The sequence below is a fragment of the Thermococcus sp. JCM 11816 genome (assembly GCF_055396515.1).
This window is the reverse complement of the sequence record NZ_AP043741.1, coordinates 1077415-1094080: the sequence shown is the minus strand read 5'-3', so window position 1 is coordinate 1094080 and position 16666 is coordinate 1077415. Positions and strand designations below refer to the sequence as shown.

General features: G+C 49.4%; 28 protein-coding genes and 3 tRNA genes. 8 read left to right on the top strand and 23 right to left on the bottom strand.

Annotated elements, in window-relative coordinates:
* Nucleotides 1-14: 14 nt before the first annotated feature.
* Nucleotides 15-1337 (top strand): HAD-IA family hydrolase, encoded by a 1323-nt coding sequence (locus ACZ5TN_RS06265; protein ID WP_464916262.1) that lies wholly within the window; start codon nucleotides 15-17, stop codon nucleotides 1335-1337.
* Between the two features lie 6 nt (nucleotides 1338-1343).
* Nucleotides 1344-1718, top strand: coding sequence for a DUF2304 family protein (locus ACZ5TN_RS06260; protein WP_464916261.1), 375 nt, complete (start codon nucleotides 1344-1346; stop codon nucleotides 1716-1718).
* On the opposite strand, the gene ACZ5TN_RS06255 is transcribed toward ACZ5TN_RS06260, so the two are convergent.
* From ACZ5TN_RS06255 to ACZ5TN_RS06240, 4 genes are all read right to left on the bottom strand, one after another.
* Nucleotides 1715-2251: a deoxycytidylate deaminase gene (locus tag ACZ5TN_RS06255; RefSeq protein ID WP_011251207.1), complete on the bottom strand. Its 537-nt coding sequence runs from the start codon at nucleotides 2249-2251 to the stop codon at nucleotides 1715-1717. The genes ACZ5TN_RS06260 and ACZ5TN_RS06255 overlap by 4 nt on opposite strands.
* 6 nt (nucleotides 2252-2257) lie before the next feature.
* Entirely contained in the window at nucleotides 2258-3037 is a 780-nt protein-coding gene (locus ACZ5TN_RS06250; RefSeq protein ID WP_011251208.1) for a M48 family metallopeptidase, read from the bottom strand.
* Nucleotides 3038-3043: 6 nt separating this feature from the next.
* On the bottom strand, nucleotides 3044-3409 hold the full coding sequence (locus ACZ5TN_RS06245) for a BlaI/MecI/CopY family transcriptional regulator (protein WP_011251209.1): 366 nt from the start codon (nucleotides 3407-3409) through the stop codon (nucleotides 3044-3046).
* A 1064-nt stretch (nucleotides 3410-4473) separates the two neighbouring features.
* Nucleotides 4474-4551: transfer RNA gene (locus ACZ5TN_RS06240), tRNA-Lys, on the bottom strand.
* A gap of 92 nt (nucleotides 4552-4643) precedes the next feature.
* Here ACZ5TN_RS06240 and ACZ5TN_RS06235 point away from each other — a divergent pair.
* The 4 genes from ACZ5TN_RS06235 to queC are packed head-to-tail and all read left to right on the top strand — an operon-like array spanning nucleotide 4644 to nucleotide 6952.
* Nucleotides 4644-5552, top strand: a complete 909-nt coding sequence (locus ACZ5TN_RS06235) for a dihydroorotate dehydrogenase (RefSeq protein ID WP_464917539.1) — start codon at nucleotides 4644-4646, stop codon at nucleotides 5550-5552.
* Nucleotides 5553-5601: 49 nt separating this feature from the next.
* The gene (locus ACZ5TN_RS06230) at nucleotides 5602-5838 is read left to right on the top strand and encodes an AbrB/MazE/SpoVT family DNA-binding domain-containing protein (RefSeq protein WP_464916260.1); all 237 of its coding nucleotides are present in this window, start codon (nucleotides 5602-5604) and stop codon (nucleotides 5836-5838) included.
* Nucleotides 5826-6236, top strand: a complete 411-nt coding sequence (locus ACZ5TN_RS06225; protein ID WP_464916259.1) for a PIN domain-containing protein — start codon at nucleotides 5826-5828, stop codon at nucleotides 6234-6236. Before ACZ5TN_RS06230 ends, ACZ5TN_RS06225 begins: the two co-directional genes overlap by 13 nt.
* Nucleotides 6233-6952 carry a 7-cyano-7-deazaguanine synthase QueC gene (gene queC / locus ACZ5TN_RS06220; protein WP_464916258.1) on the top strand — a complete coding sequence of 240 codons (720 nt, stop codon included), beginning with the start codon at nucleotides 6233-6235 and terminating at the stop codon, nucleotides 6950-6952. The genes ACZ5TN_RS06225 and queC overlap by 4 nt, the downstream gene beginning before the upstream one ends.
* Before the next feature lie 94 nt (nucleotides 6953-7046).
* Here queC and ACZ5TN_RS06215 read toward each other — a convergent pair whose 3' ends face one another.
* Nucleotides 7047-9197, bottom strand: a complete 2151-nt coding sequence (locus tag ACZ5TN_RS06215; protein ID WP_464916257.1) for a transglutaminase-like domain-containing protein — start codon at nucleotides 9195-9197, stop codon at nucleotides 7047-7049.
* Between the two features lie 156 nt (nucleotides 9198-9353).
* Between ACZ5TN_RS06215 and ACZ5TN_RS06210 the strand changes: the two genes are divergently transcribed.
* Together ACZ5TN_RS06210 and ACZ5TN_RS06205 are read left to right on the top strand one after the other, a co-directional pair.
* A tRNA-Phe gene (locus tag ACZ5TN_RS06210) sits at nucleotides 9354-9430 on the top strand.
* Nucleotides 9431-9442: 12 nt separating this feature from the next.
* Nucleotides 9443-9520, top strand: a tRNA-Gly gene (locus ACZ5TN_RS06205).
* A 95-nt stretch (nucleotides 9521-9615) separates the two neighbouring features.
* Here the strand turns inward: ACZ5TN_RS06205 and ACZ5TN_RS06200 are convergent.
* From ACZ5TN_RS06200 to ACZ5TN_RS06115, 18 genes are all read right to left on the bottom strand, one after another.
* Nucleotides 9616-9786 carry a hypothetical protein gene (locus tag ACZ5TN_RS06200; protein WP_367884938.1) on the bottom strand — a complete coding sequence of 57 codons (171 nt, stop codon included), beginning with the start codon at nucleotides 9784-9786 and terminating at the stop codon, nucleotides 9616-9618.
* Nucleotides 9786-10139: a hypothetical protein gene (locus ACZ5TN_RS06195; RefSeq protein WP_464916256.1), complete on the bottom strand. Its 354-nt coding sequence runs from the start codon at nucleotides 10137-10139 to the stop codon at nucleotides 9786-9788. The genes ACZ5TN_RS06200 and ACZ5TN_RS06195 overlap by 1 nt, the downstream gene beginning before the upstream one ends.
* 171 nt (nucleotides 10140-10310) lie before the next feature.
* The gene (locus ACZ5TN_RS06190; RefSeq protein ID WP_054840547.1) at nucleotides 10311-10661 is read right to left on the bottom strand and encodes a hypothetical protein; all 351 of its coding nucleotides are present in this window, start codon (nucleotides 10659-10661) and stop codon (nucleotides 10311-10313) included.
* A gap of 6 nt (nucleotides 10662-10667) precedes the next feature.
* Complete coding sequence (locus ACZ5TN_RS06185) at nucleotides 10668-11201, bottom strand: hypothetical protein (protein ID WP_464916255.1); 534 nt, start codon at nucleotides 11199-11201, stop codon at nucleotides 10668-10670.
* Nucleotides 11201-11626 carry a hypothetical protein gene (locus ACZ5TN_RS06180; protein ID WP_054840548.1) on the bottom strand — a complete coding sequence of 142 codons (426 nt, stop codon included), beginning with the start codon at nucleotides 11624-11626 and terminating at the stop codon, nucleotides 11201-11203. The genes ACZ5TN_RS06185 and ACZ5TN_RS06180 overlap by 1 nt, the downstream gene beginning before the upstream one ends.
* A complete protein-coding gene (locus tag ACZ5TN_RS06175; RefSeq protein ID WP_464916254.1) occupies nucleotides 11623-12063 on the bottom strand; it encodes a hypothetical protein in 441 nt (146 codons plus the stop codon). The genes ACZ5TN_RS06180 and ACZ5TN_RS06175 overlap by 4 nt, the downstream gene beginning before the upstream one ends.
* Complete coding sequence (locus ACZ5TN_RS06170) at nucleotides 12060-12392, bottom strand: hypothetical protein (protein WP_464916253.1); 333 nt, start codon at nucleotides 12390-12392, stop codon at nucleotides 12060-12062. Before ACZ5TN_RS06170 ends, ACZ5TN_RS06175 begins: the two co-directional genes overlap by 4 nt.
* Entirely contained in the window at nucleotides 12389-12580 is a 192-nt protein-coding gene (locus tag ACZ5TN_RS06165; RefSeq protein ID WP_464916252.1) for a hypothetical protein, read from the bottom strand. The genes ACZ5TN_RS06170 and ACZ5TN_RS06165 overlap by 4 nt, the downstream gene beginning before the upstream one ends.
* Nucleotides 12577-12861, bottom strand: a complete 285-nt coding sequence (locus ACZ5TN_RS06160; RefSeq protein ID WP_464916251.1) for a hypothetical protein — start codon at nucleotides 12859-12861, stop codon at nucleotides 12577-12579. The genes ACZ5TN_RS06165 and ACZ5TN_RS06160 overlap by 4 nt, the downstream gene beginning before the upstream one ends.
* Entirely contained in the window at nucleotides 12858-13103 is a 246-nt protein-coding gene (locus ACZ5TN_RS06155) for a hypothetical protein (protein WP_054840551.1), read from the bottom strand. Before ACZ5TN_RS06155 ends, ACZ5TN_RS06160 begins: the two co-directional genes overlap by 4 nt.
* Nucleotides 13096-13515 carry a hypothetical protein gene (locus ACZ5TN_RS06150; protein WP_464916250.1) on the bottom strand — a complete coding sequence of 140 codons (420 nt, stop codon included), beginning with the start codon at nucleotides 13513-13515 and terminating at the stop codon, nucleotides 13096-13098. Before ACZ5TN_RS06150 ends, ACZ5TN_RS06155 begins: the two co-directional genes overlap by 8 nt.
* The gene (locus tag ACZ5TN_RS06145; protein ID WP_054840553.1) at nucleotides 13491-13703 is read right to left on the bottom strand and encodes a hypothetical protein; all 213 of its coding nucleotides are present in this window, start codon (nucleotides 13701-13703) and stop codon (nucleotides 13491-13493) included. Before ACZ5TN_RS06145 ends, ACZ5TN_RS06150 begins: the two co-directional genes overlap by 25 nt.
* The gene (locus ACZ5TN_RS06140) at nucleotides 13703-14005 is read right to left on the bottom strand and encodes a hypothetical protein (RefSeq protein WP_464916249.1); all 303 of its coding nucleotides are present in this window, start codon (nucleotides 14003-14005) and stop codon (nucleotides 13703-13705) included. The genes ACZ5TN_RS06145 and ACZ5TN_RS06140 overlap by 1 nt, the downstream gene beginning before the upstream one ends.
* The gene (locus tag ACZ5TN_RS06135; RefSeq protein ID WP_464916248.1) at nucleotides 13998-14969 is read right to left on the bottom strand and encodes a hypothetical protein; all 972 of its coding nucleotides are present in this window, start codon (nucleotides 14967-14969) and stop codon (nucleotides 13998-14000) included. Before ACZ5TN_RS06135 ends, ACZ5TN_RS06140 begins: the two co-directional genes overlap by 8 nt.
* Before the next feature lie 11 nt (nucleotides 14970-14980).
* The gene (locus tag ACZ5TN_RS06130; RefSeq protein ID WP_367884943.1) at nucleotides 14981-15142 is read right to left on the bottom strand and encodes a hypothetical protein; all 162 of its coding nucleotides are present in this window, start codon (nucleotides 15140-15142) and stop codon (nucleotides 14981-14983) included.
* Nucleotides 15120-15329: a hypothetical protein gene (locus ACZ5TN_RS06125; RefSeq protein ID WP_464916247.1), complete on the bottom strand. Its 210-nt coding sequence runs from the start codon at nucleotides 15327-15329 to the stop codon at nucleotides 15120-15122. The genes ACZ5TN_RS06130 and ACZ5TN_RS06125 overlap by 23 nt, the downstream gene beginning before the upstream one ends.
* A gap of 405 nt (nucleotides 15330-15734) precedes the next feature.
* Complete coding sequence (locus tag ACZ5TN_RS06120; protein ID WP_054840104.1) at nucleotides 15735-16160, bottom strand: AbrB/MazE/SpoVT family DNA-binding domain-containing protein; 426 nt, start codon at nucleotides 16158-16160, stop codon at nucleotides 15735-15737.
* Between the two features lie 4 nt (nucleotides 16161-16164).
* Nucleotides 16165-16545 (bottom strand): hypothetical protein, encoded by a 381-nt coding sequence (locus tag ACZ5TN_RS06115; protein WP_054840105.1) that lies wholly within the window; start codon nucleotides 16543-16545, stop codon nucleotides 16165-16167.
* Between the last annotated feature and the right edge of the window lie 121 nt (nucleotides 16546-16666).

Sequence of the window (16666 nt, the reverse complement as noted above, 5' to 3'; positions counted from 1 at the left end):
CCTTCGGTGGTAGTATGGACATCAGACTGGTGGTCTTTGACCTCGACGGCACGCTGATCGGTGCCCCAAAGGCGTTCTCAGAAGTCAAGGAAGAGCTTAGAAAAAGGCTCCTGGAGAGGGGCATAAGCGAAGAGCTTATTGGAGACCTAACGCCCATGTACGAGACTCTGATCGAGATCTCTGAGAAAACGGGTATCCCCTTTGATGAACTCCATTCAATCCAGGTCGAGCTTGAGACCGAGAGGATGAAGGACGCCTTTCTCTTCAAAGGTGTTCGTGAGTCCCTAGAGTTCTTAAGAGGGAAGGGAATCAGGATGGCGGTTGTAACCAGGAGTTCAAGGGATGCCGCCCTATTTGCCCTCCAGAAAACTGGCATTGCTGACTACTTTGACGTTATTGTGGCAAGAGAAGATGTTCCCCCAGACCAGTTGAAGCCAAATGGGGGGCAAATAAAGCGGGTTCTGGATGCCCTTGGAGTTCCCCCCGAGAAGACCTTGGTTGTGGGTGATCACGGCTACGACGTCATAGCCGCGAAAAACGCGGGTGCACTCAGCCTCTTGGTGACGTCCCACGATGCAGGAAGGATGAGTTTCTCGGTTGAGGCTACTCCCAATTTCGAAATTCCTACCATGGAACACTTTATTCCGTTAATGGGGCGGTTGCTGTCGAGCTACGTCGTTGTTCCCGCTTACAACGAGGAGAAAACAATAGGCTCGGTTCTCACCGACCTCCTGCGTTATTTCAGGCGTGAAGAAATAGTCGTTGTCAACGATGGTTCGAAGGACAGAACTGAAGAGATAGCGAGGTCTTTTGGTGTCCACGTTCTCACCCACCTCGTGAACAGAGGCCTTGGTGGGGCGCTCGGTACGGGACTCGCTTACGCAGTAAGGAAGGGCGCTAAAATGGTTCTTACCTTCGATGCCGACGGTCAGCATCTAATAAGCGACGCACTGAAGGTCATGAGGCCCGTTGCGGAGGGAAAAGCGGACTTTGCAGTCGGTTCCCGCCTTAAAGGAGACACCAGTCAGATGCCCTTTATCAAAAAGTTTGGAAACTTCGTCCTCGATTTCATAACTGCACTGTTTGCGCGTAAGTACGTCAGCGACAGCCAGAGCGGGCTCAGATGCTTCAGCGGTGAGTGTGCAGCAAAGATCAAGATTACCTGCGACAGGTATGCTGTTTCAAGCGAGATTATAATTGAAGCAGTTAAAAACGGCTGCAGGATTGCTGAAGTTCCAATAACGGCGGTCTATACTGAATATTCCATGAAAAAAGGAACGAACGTCCTTGAGGGTGTTAAGATAGCTCTCAATCTGCTGTTTGACAAACTGAGGTGATGTATCATGTACGCGGCCCAGATTATAGCACTGTTAGTCCTCGCGTACCTCCTCCTTAGAATATATCGCTACTACTCAAAAGGGCGGCTGGACTGGCAGAGCGTAATATCATGGGCTCTGCTTGTACTGGTGTTTGTAGTCGTTGCGATCTTCCCAATTCAGGTATCCCAGACGATAAAGGATCTGCTGGGTCTTGGGAGGGGACTCGATGCTCTCTTCGTGGTCTCAATAGGCTTGCTGTTCTTTATCGTCTTTGACCTCTACCTGAAAATCGACAAGACTGAGAGGGAGATAACCGAGCTGACGAGGAAAGTTGCCATAGAACTTGAGGAGATCAACGAGCGGCTCAAGGTGCTGGAAGAAAAAGTTGGGGAGCGCTAAAAGTCCTCCCCAAACAGTTCCTCCAGGAAGAGCCTCACCCTTTCCTTTTTGAGCTTGAACTGTCTGATCTTCACTATTCCCTTTTCCTGTGCCTCTCTCAGGAGTATCTCGGTGGCCTCGTTGGGGTACATTTCTTCGTAGACTATCTCCCTGATGCCCGCGTTTATCAGAAGCTTGAAGCAGGTGTCGCAGGGGAAGTGAGTGACGTAAAGCGTTGCCCCTTCTAGGCTTATGCCCTTCCTTGCCGCCATCGCTATGACGTTCTGCTCGGCGTGGACTGCCCTGTGACAGTGGCCGTCAACTATGAGACACCCCACATCAATGCAGTGATCCATACCCCTCGGTGCGCCGTTGTATCCTGTCGCGAGGATGTAGCCGTCTTTCACTGCGACCGCTCCAACTCTAAGCCGCGGACAGGTCGCTCGAAGGGATACCAGCTTCGCTATCAGCATGAAGTACTCGTCCTTGGTCGGTCTGATCTTTTTTATTCTCTCTGCCTTTTCATGATCGAGGATTATCTCTATCTTCGACATACCGCATCACTGGAGGCGTTTGTTGAGGTTTGTAATATACATCGTGATTCTCGTTATCCTCTCCTCATAGGAGGGATGGGTCTCGACAAAGGATACCCACTTAGGCCCTTGGTCTCTCTCTATACTGGGTTCAATACTCGGCAGGGCGTTGATCTTTACATCGGCTCTTAGGTCTTCGTAGTACTTCATCTCTTCGAGCGCCCTTTTGAGGCTCATTGGAGTAGGTAGCAGCCTCAGTGCAGTGTCGTCGGCCATAAACTCTCTCTTTTTCATGAGGCTTATTCTTGAGGCCTCGTAAGAAATGTACAGCAAGGGAGCGATTATCCTGACCGCAAGGTTTCCGCCGATCATCAGCAGAATAGTCGTTATGAGCATTAGATACCGTCCGTACGTGACCATTGGGAACAGCTTTGTGTCCCCGTTTTTTATGTGGCCGAGCTCGTGTGCGGCTACTGCCAGGATTTCATCCTCATCCAGAACCTCAAAGAGCCCCAACGAGAGGACGATATTTCCACCGAAGGAGTATGCGTTGGGGATGTAGTCATCCTGAAGGTACACAGCTGGGACTTTTGTTCCAGCCTTTTTTGACATCTCCACTATGCCCTCGTGGAGCCACTTCATTTCGCTTTCATCCAGCGGTATGAGCCCGCTATTAGCCCCACCTCTGTTCGCCATTAGGTACATGGTCACAAGGGCTAGTGCGGCGAGAAGTGTAGCCGCTATTCCCACCGCTCCTAGAGATAGGTACAGCAACAGCACCTCGAGGGCTACTATGAGGGGTATCATACATCATCACTTTTTCATCCTTGAGAGGTAGGCATAGGTCGCCTCCCTGAAGTTGTTCATTAGGGCATCCAGTATGCTCTTGACGACTTTCTGCTCAAACTCCTCCCTGGTCGTTGTTATTGAGTAAACATACCTCATTCCACCCCTTCCGCGCTCCACCGTTCTCTTCAGCAGTCCTTTCTCGCATAGTCTGTTCATCAGTATGCTGACGGTTGATCTTCTGATTTCGGGGTGTTTCCTCTTCAGCTCTTCATACACCTGCCCAGCAGTCGCGACTTTGAAGCGCCACATAAGCTCCATTATCTCCGCTTCCATCGGTGGAAGAACGGCCTTTATGCCCTCTTCGGTGAGCTTGAATTCGTGGGGTTCCATGATGATCCCTCCTCCTATTGGGGAATAGTAAAGAATACGATAAAAACTTTTCTAGCAAGCTTTTGGGAAAAGCTTCACTAAAAAGTTTGAACGTCTTTGTTAGATTGGCTGAGAAATGAGAAATTCTCCTAGTTCACAGGTGGAGTAATGTGGGTTTTCTTCTTTTTAACGCCTTTCGGGCGTTATGCTACGAGCAAACCCCTGAAAATTGCTAATTGATGAGAAGAATCACTAAAAAACAGGGCGCTTAAAAGGACATTCCACCTTTGATGAAACTTTTCGCCAGCAAGCTTGACCAAAAGCTTATAGCTTTTCTTTGAGGTGGTTTTATTCAGGATTTTCCACTGCTAGCGTGCCTGTTCTTGTAGTGAGAACATGTTTAGGGGGGGAGTTTCCTGGAAAGGTGTTTTCTTTCTTTGACGCCCGAGGGACGTTGATTTAGAGTTAAACACGCGTTAACAGGATGAGTTTGAGAGTTCTCACATTCGAGACCAGCTGTTTGGTGGGAAAATCACGATGAATTGGGATTCTAAAAAAGAGCTATGAACCTTGATCAAACTTCGCCAGCAAGCTTTTGGAAAAAGCTTGACTAAAAGGGTTCCCTTCTCCTCAATCTCGCCTGTTAGGGGTGTATGCTCTTATAGAAGGCAAGCTCGCGCGGGTTTAATTCCAAATCTTCCCGCTAATTGTGATTTTGGCTTTCTTTTTAGTGCTCTTTGGGCACTATACAGTGAGAGAATCCTTTGAATCAGGCCAATTGAAAGTAAACCCCTTATAAAATGAGCCTGCTTAAAAACGCATACTATTTTTCCGCCAGCGCTGAAGCTTTTGGGAAAAGCTTCACCAAAAGTTTGAATGTCTTTGTGAGATTGACTGAGTAAGTAGATTCTCGTGATAAATTTGCAGGGAATTTTGGTTTTTTCTTCTTTTTAACGCCCTTCGGGCGTTATACTGTGAGTAAACCCCCTTAAAACCGCTAGTTGAGCATTGAGAATCACTGAAAACTCGGTAGTATAAAAAAGGACATTCCATCTTTGATGAAACTTTGCCCAGCAAAGTTTCTATGGCGGGCCGGGCGGGATTCGAACCCGCGGCCACGGGGTTAAAAGCCCCGCGCTCTAACCAGGCTGAGCTACCGGCCCATACCCGAATCTTTAACCCGATGAAGCTTTTATAAGCTTTGCCCTCTGAAGACCAAGGGTTTTATATTGGTGCTCATTAAGCAGTGACGGTGGTGACAGTGGCGAAGCTCTCGATAAACCTCTTGGGTCTTGAGTTTAAGAACCCTCTCATCCTTGCGTCGGGGATAAACGATAAGGTCCCGGAGCAATGGATAAGGGCCCACGAAGAGGGAGCCGGCGGCGTAGTTACAAAATCAATTGGAATCGAGCCGAGGAAGGGCTACGACAACCCCACAATCGTCGAACTCCCATATGGGTTAATAAACGCTATGGGCCTCCCAAACCCTGGATGGAAGGGCTTTCTTGAGATGGTTGAGGGATACAGCTTTGACTTCCCCCTCATCGTGTCCATTTTCGGCGGAACGCCGGAGGAGTTCGCCTTTCTAGCGGAAAAGCTGAGCGAAGTTGCCGATGCTTTTGAGCTTAATCTGTCCTGCCCTCACGCCAAGGGCTATGGTATGGAGATAGGTCAAAAGCCAGAGAACGTCTATGCTGTGGTAAAAGCCGTTAAAGACGCCACCGATAAACCAGTCATAGCGAAGCTCACACCCAACATTGACGACATAACCAAGCTCGGACTTGCCGCCGAGAAAGCTGGAGCCGATGCCGTCTCTGCTATAAACACACTGAAGGCAATCGCGATAGATATCTACGCCAGAAAACCCATACTGAGCAATAAGGTCGGTGGCTACTCTGGACCTGGCGTTAAGCCCGTTGCCCTGAGGGCTGTCTATGACCTCGCGAGGACTCTTGACATCCCAGTGATTGGTATCGGAGGAATAACTACATGGCAGGACGCCGTGGAGTTTCTCCTGGCTGGGGCATCGGCACTTCAGATTGGAACCGCTGTTTACCTTCGCGGCTGGAAAGTGTTCAGAGAGATAAATGAGGGAATCGAGCGCTACCTTGGTGGGGAGGGGTTTTCGAGCGTGGAGGAGATAGTCGGCTTGGCTCTGGAATAATCGAAAGAATTATCTAGTAGGAAAGTCTACTATACTATGGTGAGCTACTATGCCTTTGACGAAGGTCACCCGCAACTACCAGATAACGATTCCGGCCGAGATAAGAAAGGCCCTTGGGATAAAGGAGGGGGAATACCTTGACGTTGAGCTCAGGGGGGACGAAATAGTGATTAAAAGGGCCAAAAGGAAGTGGAAAACCTTCAAGCTCGGCAGGAAGGTAACCGAAGAGGAGCTTGAGAAGCTCGAAGAGGAGGCCATGAAGGAGGAAATGGCATGGAGGCCGTGATAGACACCAACGTTTTCCTATACGCGGCGGTTGAGGAGATGCCCCGCCACAGGAAGGCCTTTGAACTCCTGCACTCCCCCTCTCTGGAGAAATGGATCGTGCCAACCATTGTCATTTATGAGGTCGTTTGGAACTTTAGGAAGCTTGGCTTCTCAAGTGAAGAGGCCAGGGAACTCGTAGAGCAGATAGTTGAAGACGAGAGAACAAAACTCGTAGACGACAGGAGGTACCTGATAAAGGCGTTTGAGACCCTCCAAAGCCTTTCCTTAACACACTACAATGACTCGGTGTTGCTGACAATAGCTACGGAAGTTGGGGTCCTTGCAACCTACGACAAGAAGCTTAGGAAAAGAGCTAAGAAACTGGGCATTAAACTGCTTCCAGAGGTGGTAGAATGAAGCGCGCGGTCGTCCTCTTCAGCGGTGGGCTTGACAGTACCGCCTGCCTCTACTGGGCAAAGAAGAACTACGACGAGGTCATAATGCTGACAGTTAACTACGGCAGCAACGAGGAGAAGGTCACTAACAGGGTGGCAGAGTTCTTCTCGAAGGAGCTGGATGTCCCGCTCAAGATAGTTAGGTTAGACTTCCTCGAGGAGTTCTCGAAGCTCCGCGGGACGACGCTCGTCGGCGGGGAGACGCCGAAGGTTACCAGGGAAGAGCTTGAAAACATTGAGGTTGCTCAAGAAACTGCCAAAAGCGTCTGGGTTCCCGCTAGGAACGTCGTTCTGATAGCAGTTGCAGCTTCTCTCCTTGATGCTCTCGGCGGCGGGGACATAGTGGTTGGCTTCAACGCCGAGGAAGGGGCCACGTTTCCGGACAACACACCAGAGTTCGTTGAGAAAATGAACGAGATGCTCAAGTATGGGACAATGGCTGAGGTAAGGGTGGTTGCACCTCTAATAAATCTGGACAAAAGGGGGATAGCAAAGCTCTTGAAGGAGCTCGGAGCGAAGTACGAGTACTCCAACTCCTGCTACATGCCGAAGGGCTTCACCGAGGACGGGAAGCCGATCCACTGTGGCGAGTGTGAGAGCTGCGTGAGAAGGCACAGGGGCTTGATAGAGGGCATCGGTGAGGACAAAACCGTCTATGCTGTGGAGCCAAAGATTTAGAGTTTTGTTTCTGTTGTCTTTAGTTTTCTGGATTTCGCAGACAGCGTTAGAAGTCTGGATTAGGTATTTAGACAAAAATAAGCAAAAGGAAGAACTAACTCGCAATCTCCATGACTAGAAGGATTTTCGGCACTGTTATCGTTGTCATTCCGTCGGATACGGTTGTTGGTACGTAGTCAATCAAAAGGTAGAATCTGTCGCATTGCTGTATGACTTCTGCCCAGTTTTCACTGGAGAATGCTGCCATTATCGAGTAATCAACGAGCTTCTGGGCAGTAATGGGGGAGTAGTATAACCAGAAGTATTCGTCGGATAGGTACAACCCCCATCCCCTACTAAATCCTGGAGGCAAGTATGCATTGGAAGGTTCTCCAGTGGATTTCGTGGATTCCATGTCCTGCTCTGCGAGAGATTTTAACCGGGGATCTTCTTTGTACTGGGGGTACAGGAGTAGGAATTTTTCTTTTGCTATTTCCATAATCTGCCTTATGGCCTCTTCGTTTAAGATGTATGCTTTTTCCTTTAGCTCCTCCCCGCTCCATGTCCAAGTATCTGTAACTTCTGGTTCTCCTCTTGTGTTGAGCCTCACCTCGTAGAAGGTTATGTTAGCTATTATCTTTGAATTATTTTTGATAGCCCATGTCCAATAGTAATTACCTATAGGAATTGGGGGCAAATGCTGGTCAAGAACGAATAGTTCCCCCTCTATTTTGACTGCTACTGCAGCATGGCCAACTTTGGAGTTTTCGAAACTGATATCCAACAGGTAAACCGGAGACACTCCTGAGTCCAAGAGCATTGCCGCTGTTAATATTGCATAATCTCCGCAGATACCTTTTTTATAAACAATAATATCGTTTGGGGCGTAAAGTCTCGTTAGGTTATCATAGAGCTCCCTCTGCTCTGATGTTAGCTTTGACCAGTTGTACACAAGAGCATCAACGTAATCTGCTTTAGTGTACTCATACTCGATATTCTCATCAATCCATTCCAGAATTGCCCAGGCTTTATCCAAAGTTGTGCTGTACTTCGTGAAATCCTTTGTAACTGTTCTGAGCTTTTCCCTGAAATACTTGCTTAATCCTGCCTTAAACGCTTCTTCATTATAGGTGTGCCTCCAATCGTATAATGGGTCAGTACCCAATTGCCCCTCATATCCATCGGGTAGGTAATCCCCGTCCGTGTCGGGATCTAAGGGGTCAGTCCCGTATAATATTACCTCCTGCCCATCGTCTAAGCCATCATTATCGCTATCTGGTTTCAATGGATTTGTTTTGTATGTATTGATTTCTTCCCCATCTACAAGCCCATCTTGGTCGCTATCTTTATTAAGTGGATCCGTTCCCAACGGTAGCTCCTCAGGATCGGATAGTCCGTCTCCGTCGGTATCTAAAGTCAATGGGCTCGTTTTGTACGTTTTAACTTCATCAAAGTCGGAAAGTCCATCTTCGTCTGTATCTTTTGAGAGGGGGTTTGTGCTGAATTCGAGTATTTCTTCTGGGTCTGTTAAGCCATCGTTGTCTGTATCCGTCTTGTGAGGATCAGAACCCTTCTTTACCTCAAGTGAATCAGAAACCCCATCTCCATCGGTGTCAGGATTTAGGGGATCCGTCATATAAGCGGTTACTTCTTGCCCATCAAGGAGACCATCTCCGTCGCTATCTGGATTCAGCGGATCCGTAGAATATCTATTGATTTCGTCTCCATCATTGACTTCATCTTTGTCGGTATCCGGATTCGTTGGATTTGTTTTGTATATCTGTATCTCTTTAGTGTCCATTAGCCCGTCCTTATCAGTATCGGTTGCTGTTGGATTAGTTTTGTGCACCACGACCTCGCTTTTATCGTCAAGTCCGTCCTCATCACTATCTCCAGAGAGAGGGTTGGTTCCGTATGTTTTGACCTCTTCGCCATCTGAAAGACCGTCATCATCGGTGTCTTGGCTTAGGGGATCCGTTTTGTACTCTGAGATTTCATCTCCATCGGTGAGCCCATCAGTGTCGCTGTCTATTCGGGTGGGGCTCGTTGCATACAACTTAACTTCTGCTCCATCAGTCAGCCCATCCCCGTCCGTGTCAGGATTAAACGGATCAGTGTGGTACTTTGTCAGTTCCTCCACAATACTGAGGGAGTCATGGTCGTCGTTTTTTATGGCTGCCCCCGCGACAAAAACAAGCATTATAACGGCCATTTCAACTAGATACCTCGCCAATTTACTTCCTCGAGAATATCCATCCTTTGTCACAGAATCACCGATTGTTAATACCTAATTTCAAATTTAAATTTTTTGTAAATGTTAAACGTTATCTTCTGATTGTTAGCAGTGCCATGTTCAATTTTGGATGGGCCAAACCTACCGCAAGATTTATAAATCCCCTTTGTCTCCCTATTTTTGGAGCGTGGGGCGGTAGCTCAGCCTGGGAGAGCGCCGGACTGAAGATCCGGGTGTCGGGGGTTCAAATCCCCCTCGCCCCACCACTTTCTTGCAGTGCGGTGGTAGTCTAGCCTGGTCTAGGACACCGGCCTTCCAAGCCGGTGACCCGGGTTCAAATCCCGGCCACCGCACCATTCCAGTTTTACAATGACCTCCGGGATTTCTTCTCCCAAGAAAACCCACCTCGCCGTTTTGTTGAAGAATTGTGACTTGTTGATGCCCATCTCGGTCATGGCACCGACCACCTCTTCATCAAGGGTAATATGTAAGCGTGTCTTTCGCCTTTTTTCAGGCTTATCTCCTGAATGAGAGCCTCTTTTTTCAGTGGCCACTTTGGCCATTTTGACCCACCAAAAATCAAATACGAGCCAGTGATGATAAACACTGCGGTCATGAGCATCACCACAGTTCCTCGACTTTTCCGATCTTGAAGAGCCAGAGCTTTGAGAGATACTCCAGCCTATCGCAGAACTTCTTTGAGAGGATGTAAGTGTTGTAGGCTCCGCGGCCGATGAGACCAAGGGCCTCCATGCGCTTCATGACTCTGAAGTACAAGTAGTGCTTCTCGGGAGGAAAGAGGTCGCGGTACTCGTCCCAACCCATGCGCTTGTTCTTCTTGAGGTACTCAACAATCTGCTCGGCCATCTTCCTGGCTTCCTCACTCTCGAAGATCACGTCAAAGATGTCCCTCGGCTGTTCATAAGTGGGCAGTTTCAGGGTCACAACATCTGGTAGGCGCCTTTTCCTCGGCATACTTACACCACCTCAGTTATTAACTGCGAAGAGGGTTAGATTATTCTTCGAGTTGGGGTGAGCGAGTTGGTGGAGAATACTGCACAGGAGTGCAAGTATTTTGGATTTGTGGAGTTTGGCCTTGTTGTGTCGGAAAGATGTTTTGGAAAGAATGATACTATACATGAAGCGTTAGTATTCTTCAAGACCAGCATTCTCTTTCACCTCGTCTCTTGCCCTCATGACTGCAGCATACACCTCATCCAGAGGAACCCACACGCAACCATTCTCATCCTCCTGAGCGATACTGAAGTACTTCTCATAGTGAGCCTCAATCTCGGCTCTCGCAAGGTCGTCAAGCTTCTCGAGAACCATCTGAGCCTCCCGAGCCCAATCTTTCCAATCCTCGATAATACTCCATGCCTCCTCGAGGAGTAGCCTGGCGCCCTCTGGCATTGTTTTATAACGAGCTATCATATAGCACAGTTTCCATACTTCTACCATATCTTCATGCAAGTCTTGGAAAGTCCTAGCCTCAACCATAATCCTTCACCCGAACACGTTCTCGGCAAGGAACAGTATCAGCTCGTCCTCGTCAAGCTCAGCCACGTAATCCTTGTGGACAAGCGCGTAATAATCATAAGTCCCACGCGCCCGGTCGCCGAGCCACTTGAACTCAACCGGAGCCTTCCTGACGTTCCACAGGTAGTACTTCCTCCCGACGCGGATCAGGTAGTAGAAGTCCATCATCGCCTTGTCGCTCATGAAGTAGTGCAGCTCGTACTGCTTCCCGTTCACCTTGACATAAGAACCCCTGAGGCCGACATCAGCCCTCATGTTCTTGAACTCGAAACCAATGAAACGCCTTCCCTCGACGCCGTTTGCTCGCCTGTACTGCATCATGAGCGAGTCCACATCTGAGATATACACTGGAACCCTCGTCCGCGCCATCCGGCGGGCTTCTTCGAGAATCCTGCTGAGCCTGAGCCTATTCATCACGTCCCTGCTGTGCCGGTACATGAACGTCTCAACAGTGTCAAGCGAAAAATGAGAGTTGTAAACGAGCTCAGTGCGGGAAGCCATCACTCAACACCTCCTCCATGCATCGTTCCGACCTCGCCCTGGCCAGGCACAATGACCGGAACCTCAGGCACTTCTTCCTCGGCTGGAGCCTCCTCGTAGCGAAGAACCTTGATTATGTGCTCCCGCTTATCCCACCAGGCCCTGCTGAGGCCCTGCAGGGTCTCAAGTATTGCCTTGTACTCCTCCCTGCTAACGCGCTTCCTCAGCTTGATCTTGTACACCCTTCCATCAACGTAGAGCTTAGTCGGGACTGGCAAGCCCTGGAGGACTTCTTCAATCTGCTCGAGCGGGACGAGGTTGCTCGCGTTCTCAGGCACGTCATCGTCCTCGATGAGAACCTGAACCTTCCTAGCCTCCCACGCCGCGCGGGCCTCCTCGAGCTTGACCTCAATTTCCTCGGGAAGAGAAAGAGAACGAGTGCTCATGAACCCACCTCCCATCCAAATGACTCCTTGATGACAAACCAAAAATTCTCAATATCAACCGCATCGCGGTCAAAATACTGAATGTCATAAGCAAGGTGAAACCACACAAGCTCATTGTCGAAAATCGAGCCATTCAGGAACGTCCTGAGCTTTTTAATGAGATACTTAACCTTTGATTTCTCGACCTCTACGACTAAGGCTAGGCTTGCCCACACTGCCTCAATTATTACGACGTACTTCTTCTCAAGCTCAAAGATGTTGATGACGAACTCTTCCCACCCACGCTTTGTGTTTACCTTCACCCCATCCCTGAGCCTGCGCTTCGCCTTTCTGAGTAGATAAGACTCCCTATGCTCCAGATAAGCCTTCCAGAACCACTCGTGATAAAGCGTCACTTTCAGCCACTGCGCATCTGAGAACAGTACTTGCCCCTTCATGCTCTCACCCCAAAGGCTTCGAGCGTCGGCTGGACTGGCTTCTCCATAGCGTAGCGCCGAGCTTCCCTGTCGAGGAACTCCTTGAACTCATCTAGAGCCTGCTCGTAAGTCACTTCCTCGAGGAAAGCAACCTCGGCATTCACGAGAAGGCCGCGCCTGTACGCGTCGGTCAGAGGCATCACTTCCCACCGGCCCTCGGGGAGGTCATCGAGCTCGTCCCTGTGCTTGTAGATGAAGTGGGCTAAAGCAGCCCTTGCCGCGTCCTCAAGGCTGTCCGCGAGGACGAGGTACTCCTCATTAGTGCTCGTGAAGTACGCGTAGAACTTCATCCCCGCACCCCCCGGAGCGTGAAACAGTACTCGTCCTTGACCACGACCCCCCTCCTGCCAAGCTCGTCCAAGGCTGAAGCGACATCCCTGACAGGAAGGCCAGTCCGCTTCATCAGCTCTGAGAAAGTAGCCGGGCCGTCCTCGAGGACCTGCTGAACGAAGAAAGCAGAAGGAATGCGCGCGATCATGAGCGGCCCTCCTCCGCGTTTTCGACTCTGTAGAATAGGACCGAGAAACTCCTGGCGTCGTTGCTCGAGACGACTTCCACCTCAAGCCCGTGCTTCTCGGCGAACCGCGACAGCCACTCCATATCCTTGCCCCATGCGCGCCTACTCCTGACCACCAAGATGAACTCCTCGTCAAAGGGGTAGTCCATGTCCCGGGCAACCACTACCTCAGTGACGTATGCGTGTCCCTCGAACTGTTCAAGAACCTCTTTTGCCAGCCCCAAGACCTCCGAATACCTCATGCCCTCACCTCCCTTCTCTGTATTGCCTTCATCAAATCCTCCAATGCGTCCGCGTAGCCCGTCCAGTACGCCGCATTCTCCTTCTCGCCGCGAGCGGAGAGGGAGAACGCCGTGTCGCGAGCTACCTGGAGCTCGCGCTCGACGTACTCAAGCAAGGAAGGCACTTCCTCGACCTGCTCAAGCACTGTATCCAGCTTGCGCTTCTCGGAAGCGACCCAACTCCAGAAGTCGGCCTCACTCATGGCTTTCACCTCCGAGAAGGTCTCTTCCAGTTAGCTTTATTCCACCCGTCTTTGCCAGATGAGAGTTGATTTCCTCGATTGCGCCCCCCAAGTCCGCATTCTTGCCTTTCAGAACAATTGACTTGATTTCTATGTCTTCCGAATTGCCAGTACAGTCAGGCGAATAGTAGAATATCAAAGCCTTTCCACCCACAAGAGCCTCGCGATACTCTTCGACTTGGCTCTTCTCAAGCGGTTGGAATATCAAACCGATGCCCAAATCCTGCGTAGCTGGATTTACTGTTAACACAACTGCCCCGCCGTTAGAAATCACTGCTAACGGGACTCCATCCATAATCTCGTTCGCGACATCCCAAAACGTGGTTACGAGCTGACTCCAAACCTCACTCATTCCTCCTCCCTCCTCAACCATACGCGGAACAGCTTGTAGCTCGACTCGACCGAGCGAACAACGAAACCATCACCCTGCAAGGCCTCAACCGCCTTGAGGAAGCCCTGGAAATCCTCCCACGAGGCTGGCGTCGTCAGGCTCAGCACCACGGCACCGGGGACCTCCGAGGGCTTGGTGATGCTGACCTTCTCAGAGAACTCTGCCGCCATCACGAGCCACCTCCCAAGCACTTGCGAACCTTTCCGGCCAGAACAAGGAAAGCGAGAACCTCATCAACGCTCTGAAGCCCCTTGGCAGTTAGCTTCACCTCGGCAATTCCCTGCTCCCACATGGCAAGGACTCTGACTCCTTTCTGAGATGACATCAGGTGTGCCTTCATCCCATTCTCGAAGTGTAACCACGCGACGTTCGCGCCCTCGACTATCTCTACGTCCACTTGTGGCCTAACGCTCTCGGGCATCTCATCCAGCAGGGCCTGGACGAACTCTTCAATAGGCACAGGCTCAGACATCGGCCTTCACCTCTAGCTTTTTCTCGGAAAGCTTCAGGAGAAACGGGCCGAACAAGGCCCGAAAATCCGCGTTAGAACCAACAACCTCGGCCACAACATCGAAACCGTACTCCTCCACAAGCCGCCTAAGGCCATTTTTGCCGACGCTCCTTAGATGAGCCTCGGCCTTCTCCTTAGTCCGCCAGTCTGAAGCCCACTCCTCGTACTGCTTCAACCACACCCTTAGAGTCTTCTCCACCTTGACCCTCGGAATCTCAACCGCGGGCTGGCCCTTCGCGGCTGGTTTGGGTTTCTCGACCTTGAGGCTCTTCACTGCCTTGAGAGTGTCCTCGTGGACAAGCTTAGCGAAGCGGATGTTCTCTCCATTCGGCCGGTAGAGGACAATACCTTTCAACTCCTCAATGCCCTCGATTGGGTGAAGAACCTCTGGAATCCTGCCGTTCTCGTCAATTGTAATGAAAAGCTGTTGGAGAATCCTAACTTGCTCTTGTGGAGCGCGGATATTGAACTTTCTCATGAAGTCATTCCAGGTGAGGCCTTCCTCGATGGCCTCTGGAATTGCCGCGATTATCTTGGACAACTTAGAACCGAAGTCATTCTTCTTATTCTTGCATTCATCGAGTTTCCTACAACAGTCCTCAAGCTTAAGCTGGAGCTTCTCGTAATCCTGGATAAGACGTTCATAATCCCTCAGGAGCTTGTCTTTTTCCTTCTGCTCCCTCTCAAGGGCTTCGGCCAAGTGCTTAGCCTTCGCAAGAACCTCAAGCTTATCAATCTGGCCGTTAGCGAGCTGAACAAGCCAAGTGAGAAGCTCTGAGAACGAGACGCCGAGCTTTTCCTTAAGCTCATAGAGTCCGTCGTATGTTGACTCTGGAGTAGCAGTTTGGAACTTCTTTAAGTCTTCCCCGTATTTTCGTGGCCGTCCAGGGCCTGCTGAACGTCGCTGGTATCTCTTCGCTGGCATTTATAACACCTTCAAGATGTTTCAGGGTGGTGAAGCTTCCAGAACTCCCAAAGCTCCCAAACGAAGTCGCCCCAAGAGAGCTTTCCCTTAGCCTGCTCAAGCTCATCCGCCTTCTCTGGCGGAAGCTGGACTTCTATGCGCCTGACGGCATCATATTTTCTTCTCCTCGGCACTGGCCTCACACTCCTTGAGCTTCTTTCTGCAGTACTCGGCGGTCTCATCGAGAAAAGTCAGCTCGAACTCGATCAGGCTGGCGAGGTCCTTGGCCTTGACGTTGAGGCCCCTTTCCACGAGCTTCTGCCGTATCTCCTCGATCTTCTCAACAACAGACTCCGGGAGTTCGACCACATATGCCTTCATGGCTACCACCTTTTGTGGATATTACACTTAAGTGGAATTTCCACATAAATCATACGGATGGAAAGCTTATAAGTTTTGTGTGACTGGAAAAGTCCAATGTTGGGCAAAGTTGTTACACTCAATTTTTGGATACAAAAATTTGGCTCAAATACCACAGTAAGTAATAATTATGGGGTTTCAATTTTGAAACTTTCAAAAGTAGCCGAATGCACAGAAGTGCAAAGCTCTAAAAACGTTTTATTAAGCCAAACGGCCGTTACTTTTCTTGGTTAAATCAGCCGGAATTTTTGTATCCAAAAATTCATCCCTCAAAAAAGAAGCTATCAGAGAGCAGGAAACATGCCTTATCTCTTTTCTTCTTTCTTCTTTTTTCTGAATTAATTTATTCATGAATAAATTAAACATTCAAAAAAGATATTTGTATTTGATCCCTATCTCTGATAGATATTGGGAGTCGGTTGGGAGAATCCAGTAATTGTTTCTTGACTGAAGCTTGGACAAAAGTTCTCTACCTTTCTCACTTACCAGCTCTTCAAATTTGTAATAATCTAAAATAATGACTTCAACTGGCTCGTTTTCTTTCAGCTCAAACTCTTTTACGAGTTTTTTTGGAAGTGTTATGGCCCCATACTTCCCGATTTTCACTGCCAGGAGGGCCTGAGCAATTACTGCAACTGTTTTGTCAGATATTTCGATTTTTCTGATTAGAACTTTGACGTAGTCGTTTTGTTTTAGGCCGAATGCTTCGAGGATTGGCCGAGGGATAGTTACGCGGTTGTCTTTGTTAACTCTTGCTTGAAACTTTGCTAGTGGTTCTTTGGTTTCTTTCATGGGCTCACCTCGAGAGGTATGTTTCTACTAAGTGGTCTTTCTCCTTGCCCCACAGGATTGCGAATTTGCTATACCATGTTCCGCTTCTTGGCTTCTTGTTTGTGTAGCGCCAGGTGTCCTTGACGGGATCGTACTCAGCTAGGGCTATTTCATCCCATCCTTCAACGCCGTTTTTATCCCTGGTTAGGGCGTAAATTTCATAGTAGTCTTTTCCATCTGCGAAGAAGTGTTTCACGACGAGGTACGTGCCTATGAAAATATCCTCGCCTTTCTCGTCTTTTTCAAAGAATTCGCCGGCGTGTAGGAATGCTCTCATGCTCTTTAGATGGCCGATAGCGTCTTTGCTTCTGATTCTTACCCATCGGGTTTTGAATGTTGATCCCATCTAGTACACCCCACGCTAAATGGCTAATGTTCAAGCGATTTCCCTCAACATGTTTTCACGAAAGACCAATCTATGTCCAATTCTATAGTACACCCCCGATGGTGCTATTTGACATTTTGGT

What these genes read in the sequence shown, in the direction of transcription:
- ACZ5TN_RS06265 (WP_464916262.1), top strand. Translation starts at nt 15, where the DNA reads ATGGACATCAGACTGGTGGTCTTTGACCTCGACGGCACGCTGATCGGT.
- ACZ5TN_RS06260 (WP_464916261.1), top strand. Translation starts at nt 1,344, where the DNA reads ATGTACGCGGCCCAGATTATAGCACTGTTAGTCCTCGCGTACCTCCTC.
- ACZ5TN_RS06255 (WP_011251207.1), bottom strand. Translation starts at nt 2,251, where the DNA reads ATGTCGAAGATAGAGATAATCCTCGATCATGAAAAGGCAGAGAGAATA.
- ACZ5TN_RS06250 (WP_011251208.1), bottom strand. Translation starts at nt 3,037, where the DNA reads ATGATACCCCTCATAGTAGCCCTCGAGGTGCTGTTGCTGTACCTATCT.
- ACZ5TN_RS06245 (WP_011251209.1), bottom strand. Translation starts at nt 3,409, where the DNA reads ATGGAACCCCACGAATTCAAGCTCACCGAAGAGGGCATAAAGGCCGTT.
- ACZ5TN_RS06230 (WP_464916260.1), top strand. Translation starts at nt 5,602, where the DNA reads ATGCCTTTGACGAAGGTCACCCGCAACTACCAGATAACGATTCCGGCC.
- ACZ5TN_RS06225 (WP_464916259.1), top strand. Translation starts at nt 5,826, where the DNA reads ATGGAGGCCGTGATAGACACCAACGTTTTCCTATACGCGGCGGTTGAG.
- queC (WP_464916258.1), top strand. Translation starts at nt 6,233, where the DNA reads ATGAAGCGCGCGGTCGTCCTCTTCAGCGGTGGGCTTGACAGTACCGCC.
- ACZ5TN_RS06200 (WP_367884938.1), bottom strand. Translation starts at nt 9,786, where the DNA reads ATGCTCATGACCGCAGTGTTTATCATCACTGGCTCGTATTTGATTTTT.
- ACZ5TN_RS06195 (WP_464916256.1), bottom strand. Translation starts at nt 10,139, where the DNA reads ATGCCGAGGAAAAGGCGCCTACCAGATGTTGTGACCCTGAAACTGCCC.
- ACZ5TN_RS06190 (WP_054840547.1), bottom strand. Translation starts at nt 10,661, where the DNA reads ATGGTTGAGGCTAGGACTTTCCAAGACTTGCATGAAGATATGGTAGAA.
- ACZ5TN_RS06185 (WP_464916255.1), bottom strand. Translation starts at nt 11,201, where the DNA reads ATGGCTTCCCGCACTGAGCTCGTTTACAACTCTCATTTTTCGCTTGAC.
- ACZ5TN_RS06180 (WP_054840548.1), bottom strand. Translation starts at nt 11,626, where the DNA reads ATGAGCACTCGTTCTCTTTCTCTTCCCGAGGAAATTGAGGTCAAGCTC.
- ACZ5TN_RS06175 (WP_464916254.1), bottom strand. Translation starts at nt 12,063, where the DNA reads ATGAAGGGGCAAGTACTGTTCTCAGATGCGCAGTGGCTGAAAGTGACG.
- ACZ5TN_RS06170 (WP_464916253.1), bottom strand. Translation starts at nt 12,392, where the DNA reads ATGAAGTTCTACGCGTACTTCACGAGCACTAATGAGGAGTACCTCGTC.
- ACZ5TN_RS06165 (WP_464916252.1), bottom strand. Translation starts at nt 12,580, where the DNA reads ATGATCGCGCGCATTCCTTCTGCTTTCTTCGTTCAGCAGGTCCTCGAG.
- ACZ5TN_RS06160 (WP_464916251.1), bottom strand. Translation starts at nt 12,861, where the DNA reads ATGAGGTATTCGGAGGTCTTGGGGCTGGCAAAAGAGGTTCTTGAACAG.
- ACZ5TN_RS06155 (WP_054840551.1), bottom strand. Translation starts at nt 13,103, where the DNA reads ATGAGTGAGGCCGACTTCTGGAGTTGGGTCGCTTCCGAGAAGCGCAAG.
- ACZ5TN_RS06150 (WP_464916250.1), bottom strand. Translation starts at nt 13,515, where the DNA reads ATGGTTGAGGAGGGAGGAGGAATGAGTGAGGTTTGGAGTCAGCTCGTA.
- ACZ5TN_RS06145 (WP_054840553.1), bottom strand. Translation starts at nt 13,703, where the DNA reads ATGGCGGCAGAGTTCTCTGAGAAGGTCAGCATCACCAAGCCCTCGGAG.
- ACZ5TN_RS06140 (WP_464916249.1), bottom strand. Translation starts at nt 14,005, where the DNA reads ATGTCTGAGCCTGTGCCTATTGAAGAGTTCGTCCAGGCCCTGCTGGAT.
- ACZ5TN_RS06135 (WP_464916248.1), bottom strand. Translation starts at nt 14,969, where the DNA reads ATGCCAGCGAAGAGATACCAGCGACGTTCAGCAGGCCCTGGACGGCCA.
- ACZ5TN_RS06125 (WP_464916247.1), bottom strand. Translation starts at nt 15,329, where the DNA reads ATGAAGGCATATGTGGTCGAACTCCCGGAGTCTGTTGTTGAGAAGATC.
- ACZ5TN_RS06120 (WP_054840104.1), bottom strand. Translation starts at nt 16,160, where the DNA reads ATGAAAGAAACCAAAGAACCACTAGCAAAGTTTCAAGCAAGAGTTAAC.
- ACZ5TN_RS06115 (WP_054840105.1), bottom strand. Translation starts at nt 16,545, where the DNA reads ATGGGATCAACATTCAAAACCCGATGGGTAAGAATCAGAAGCAAAGAC.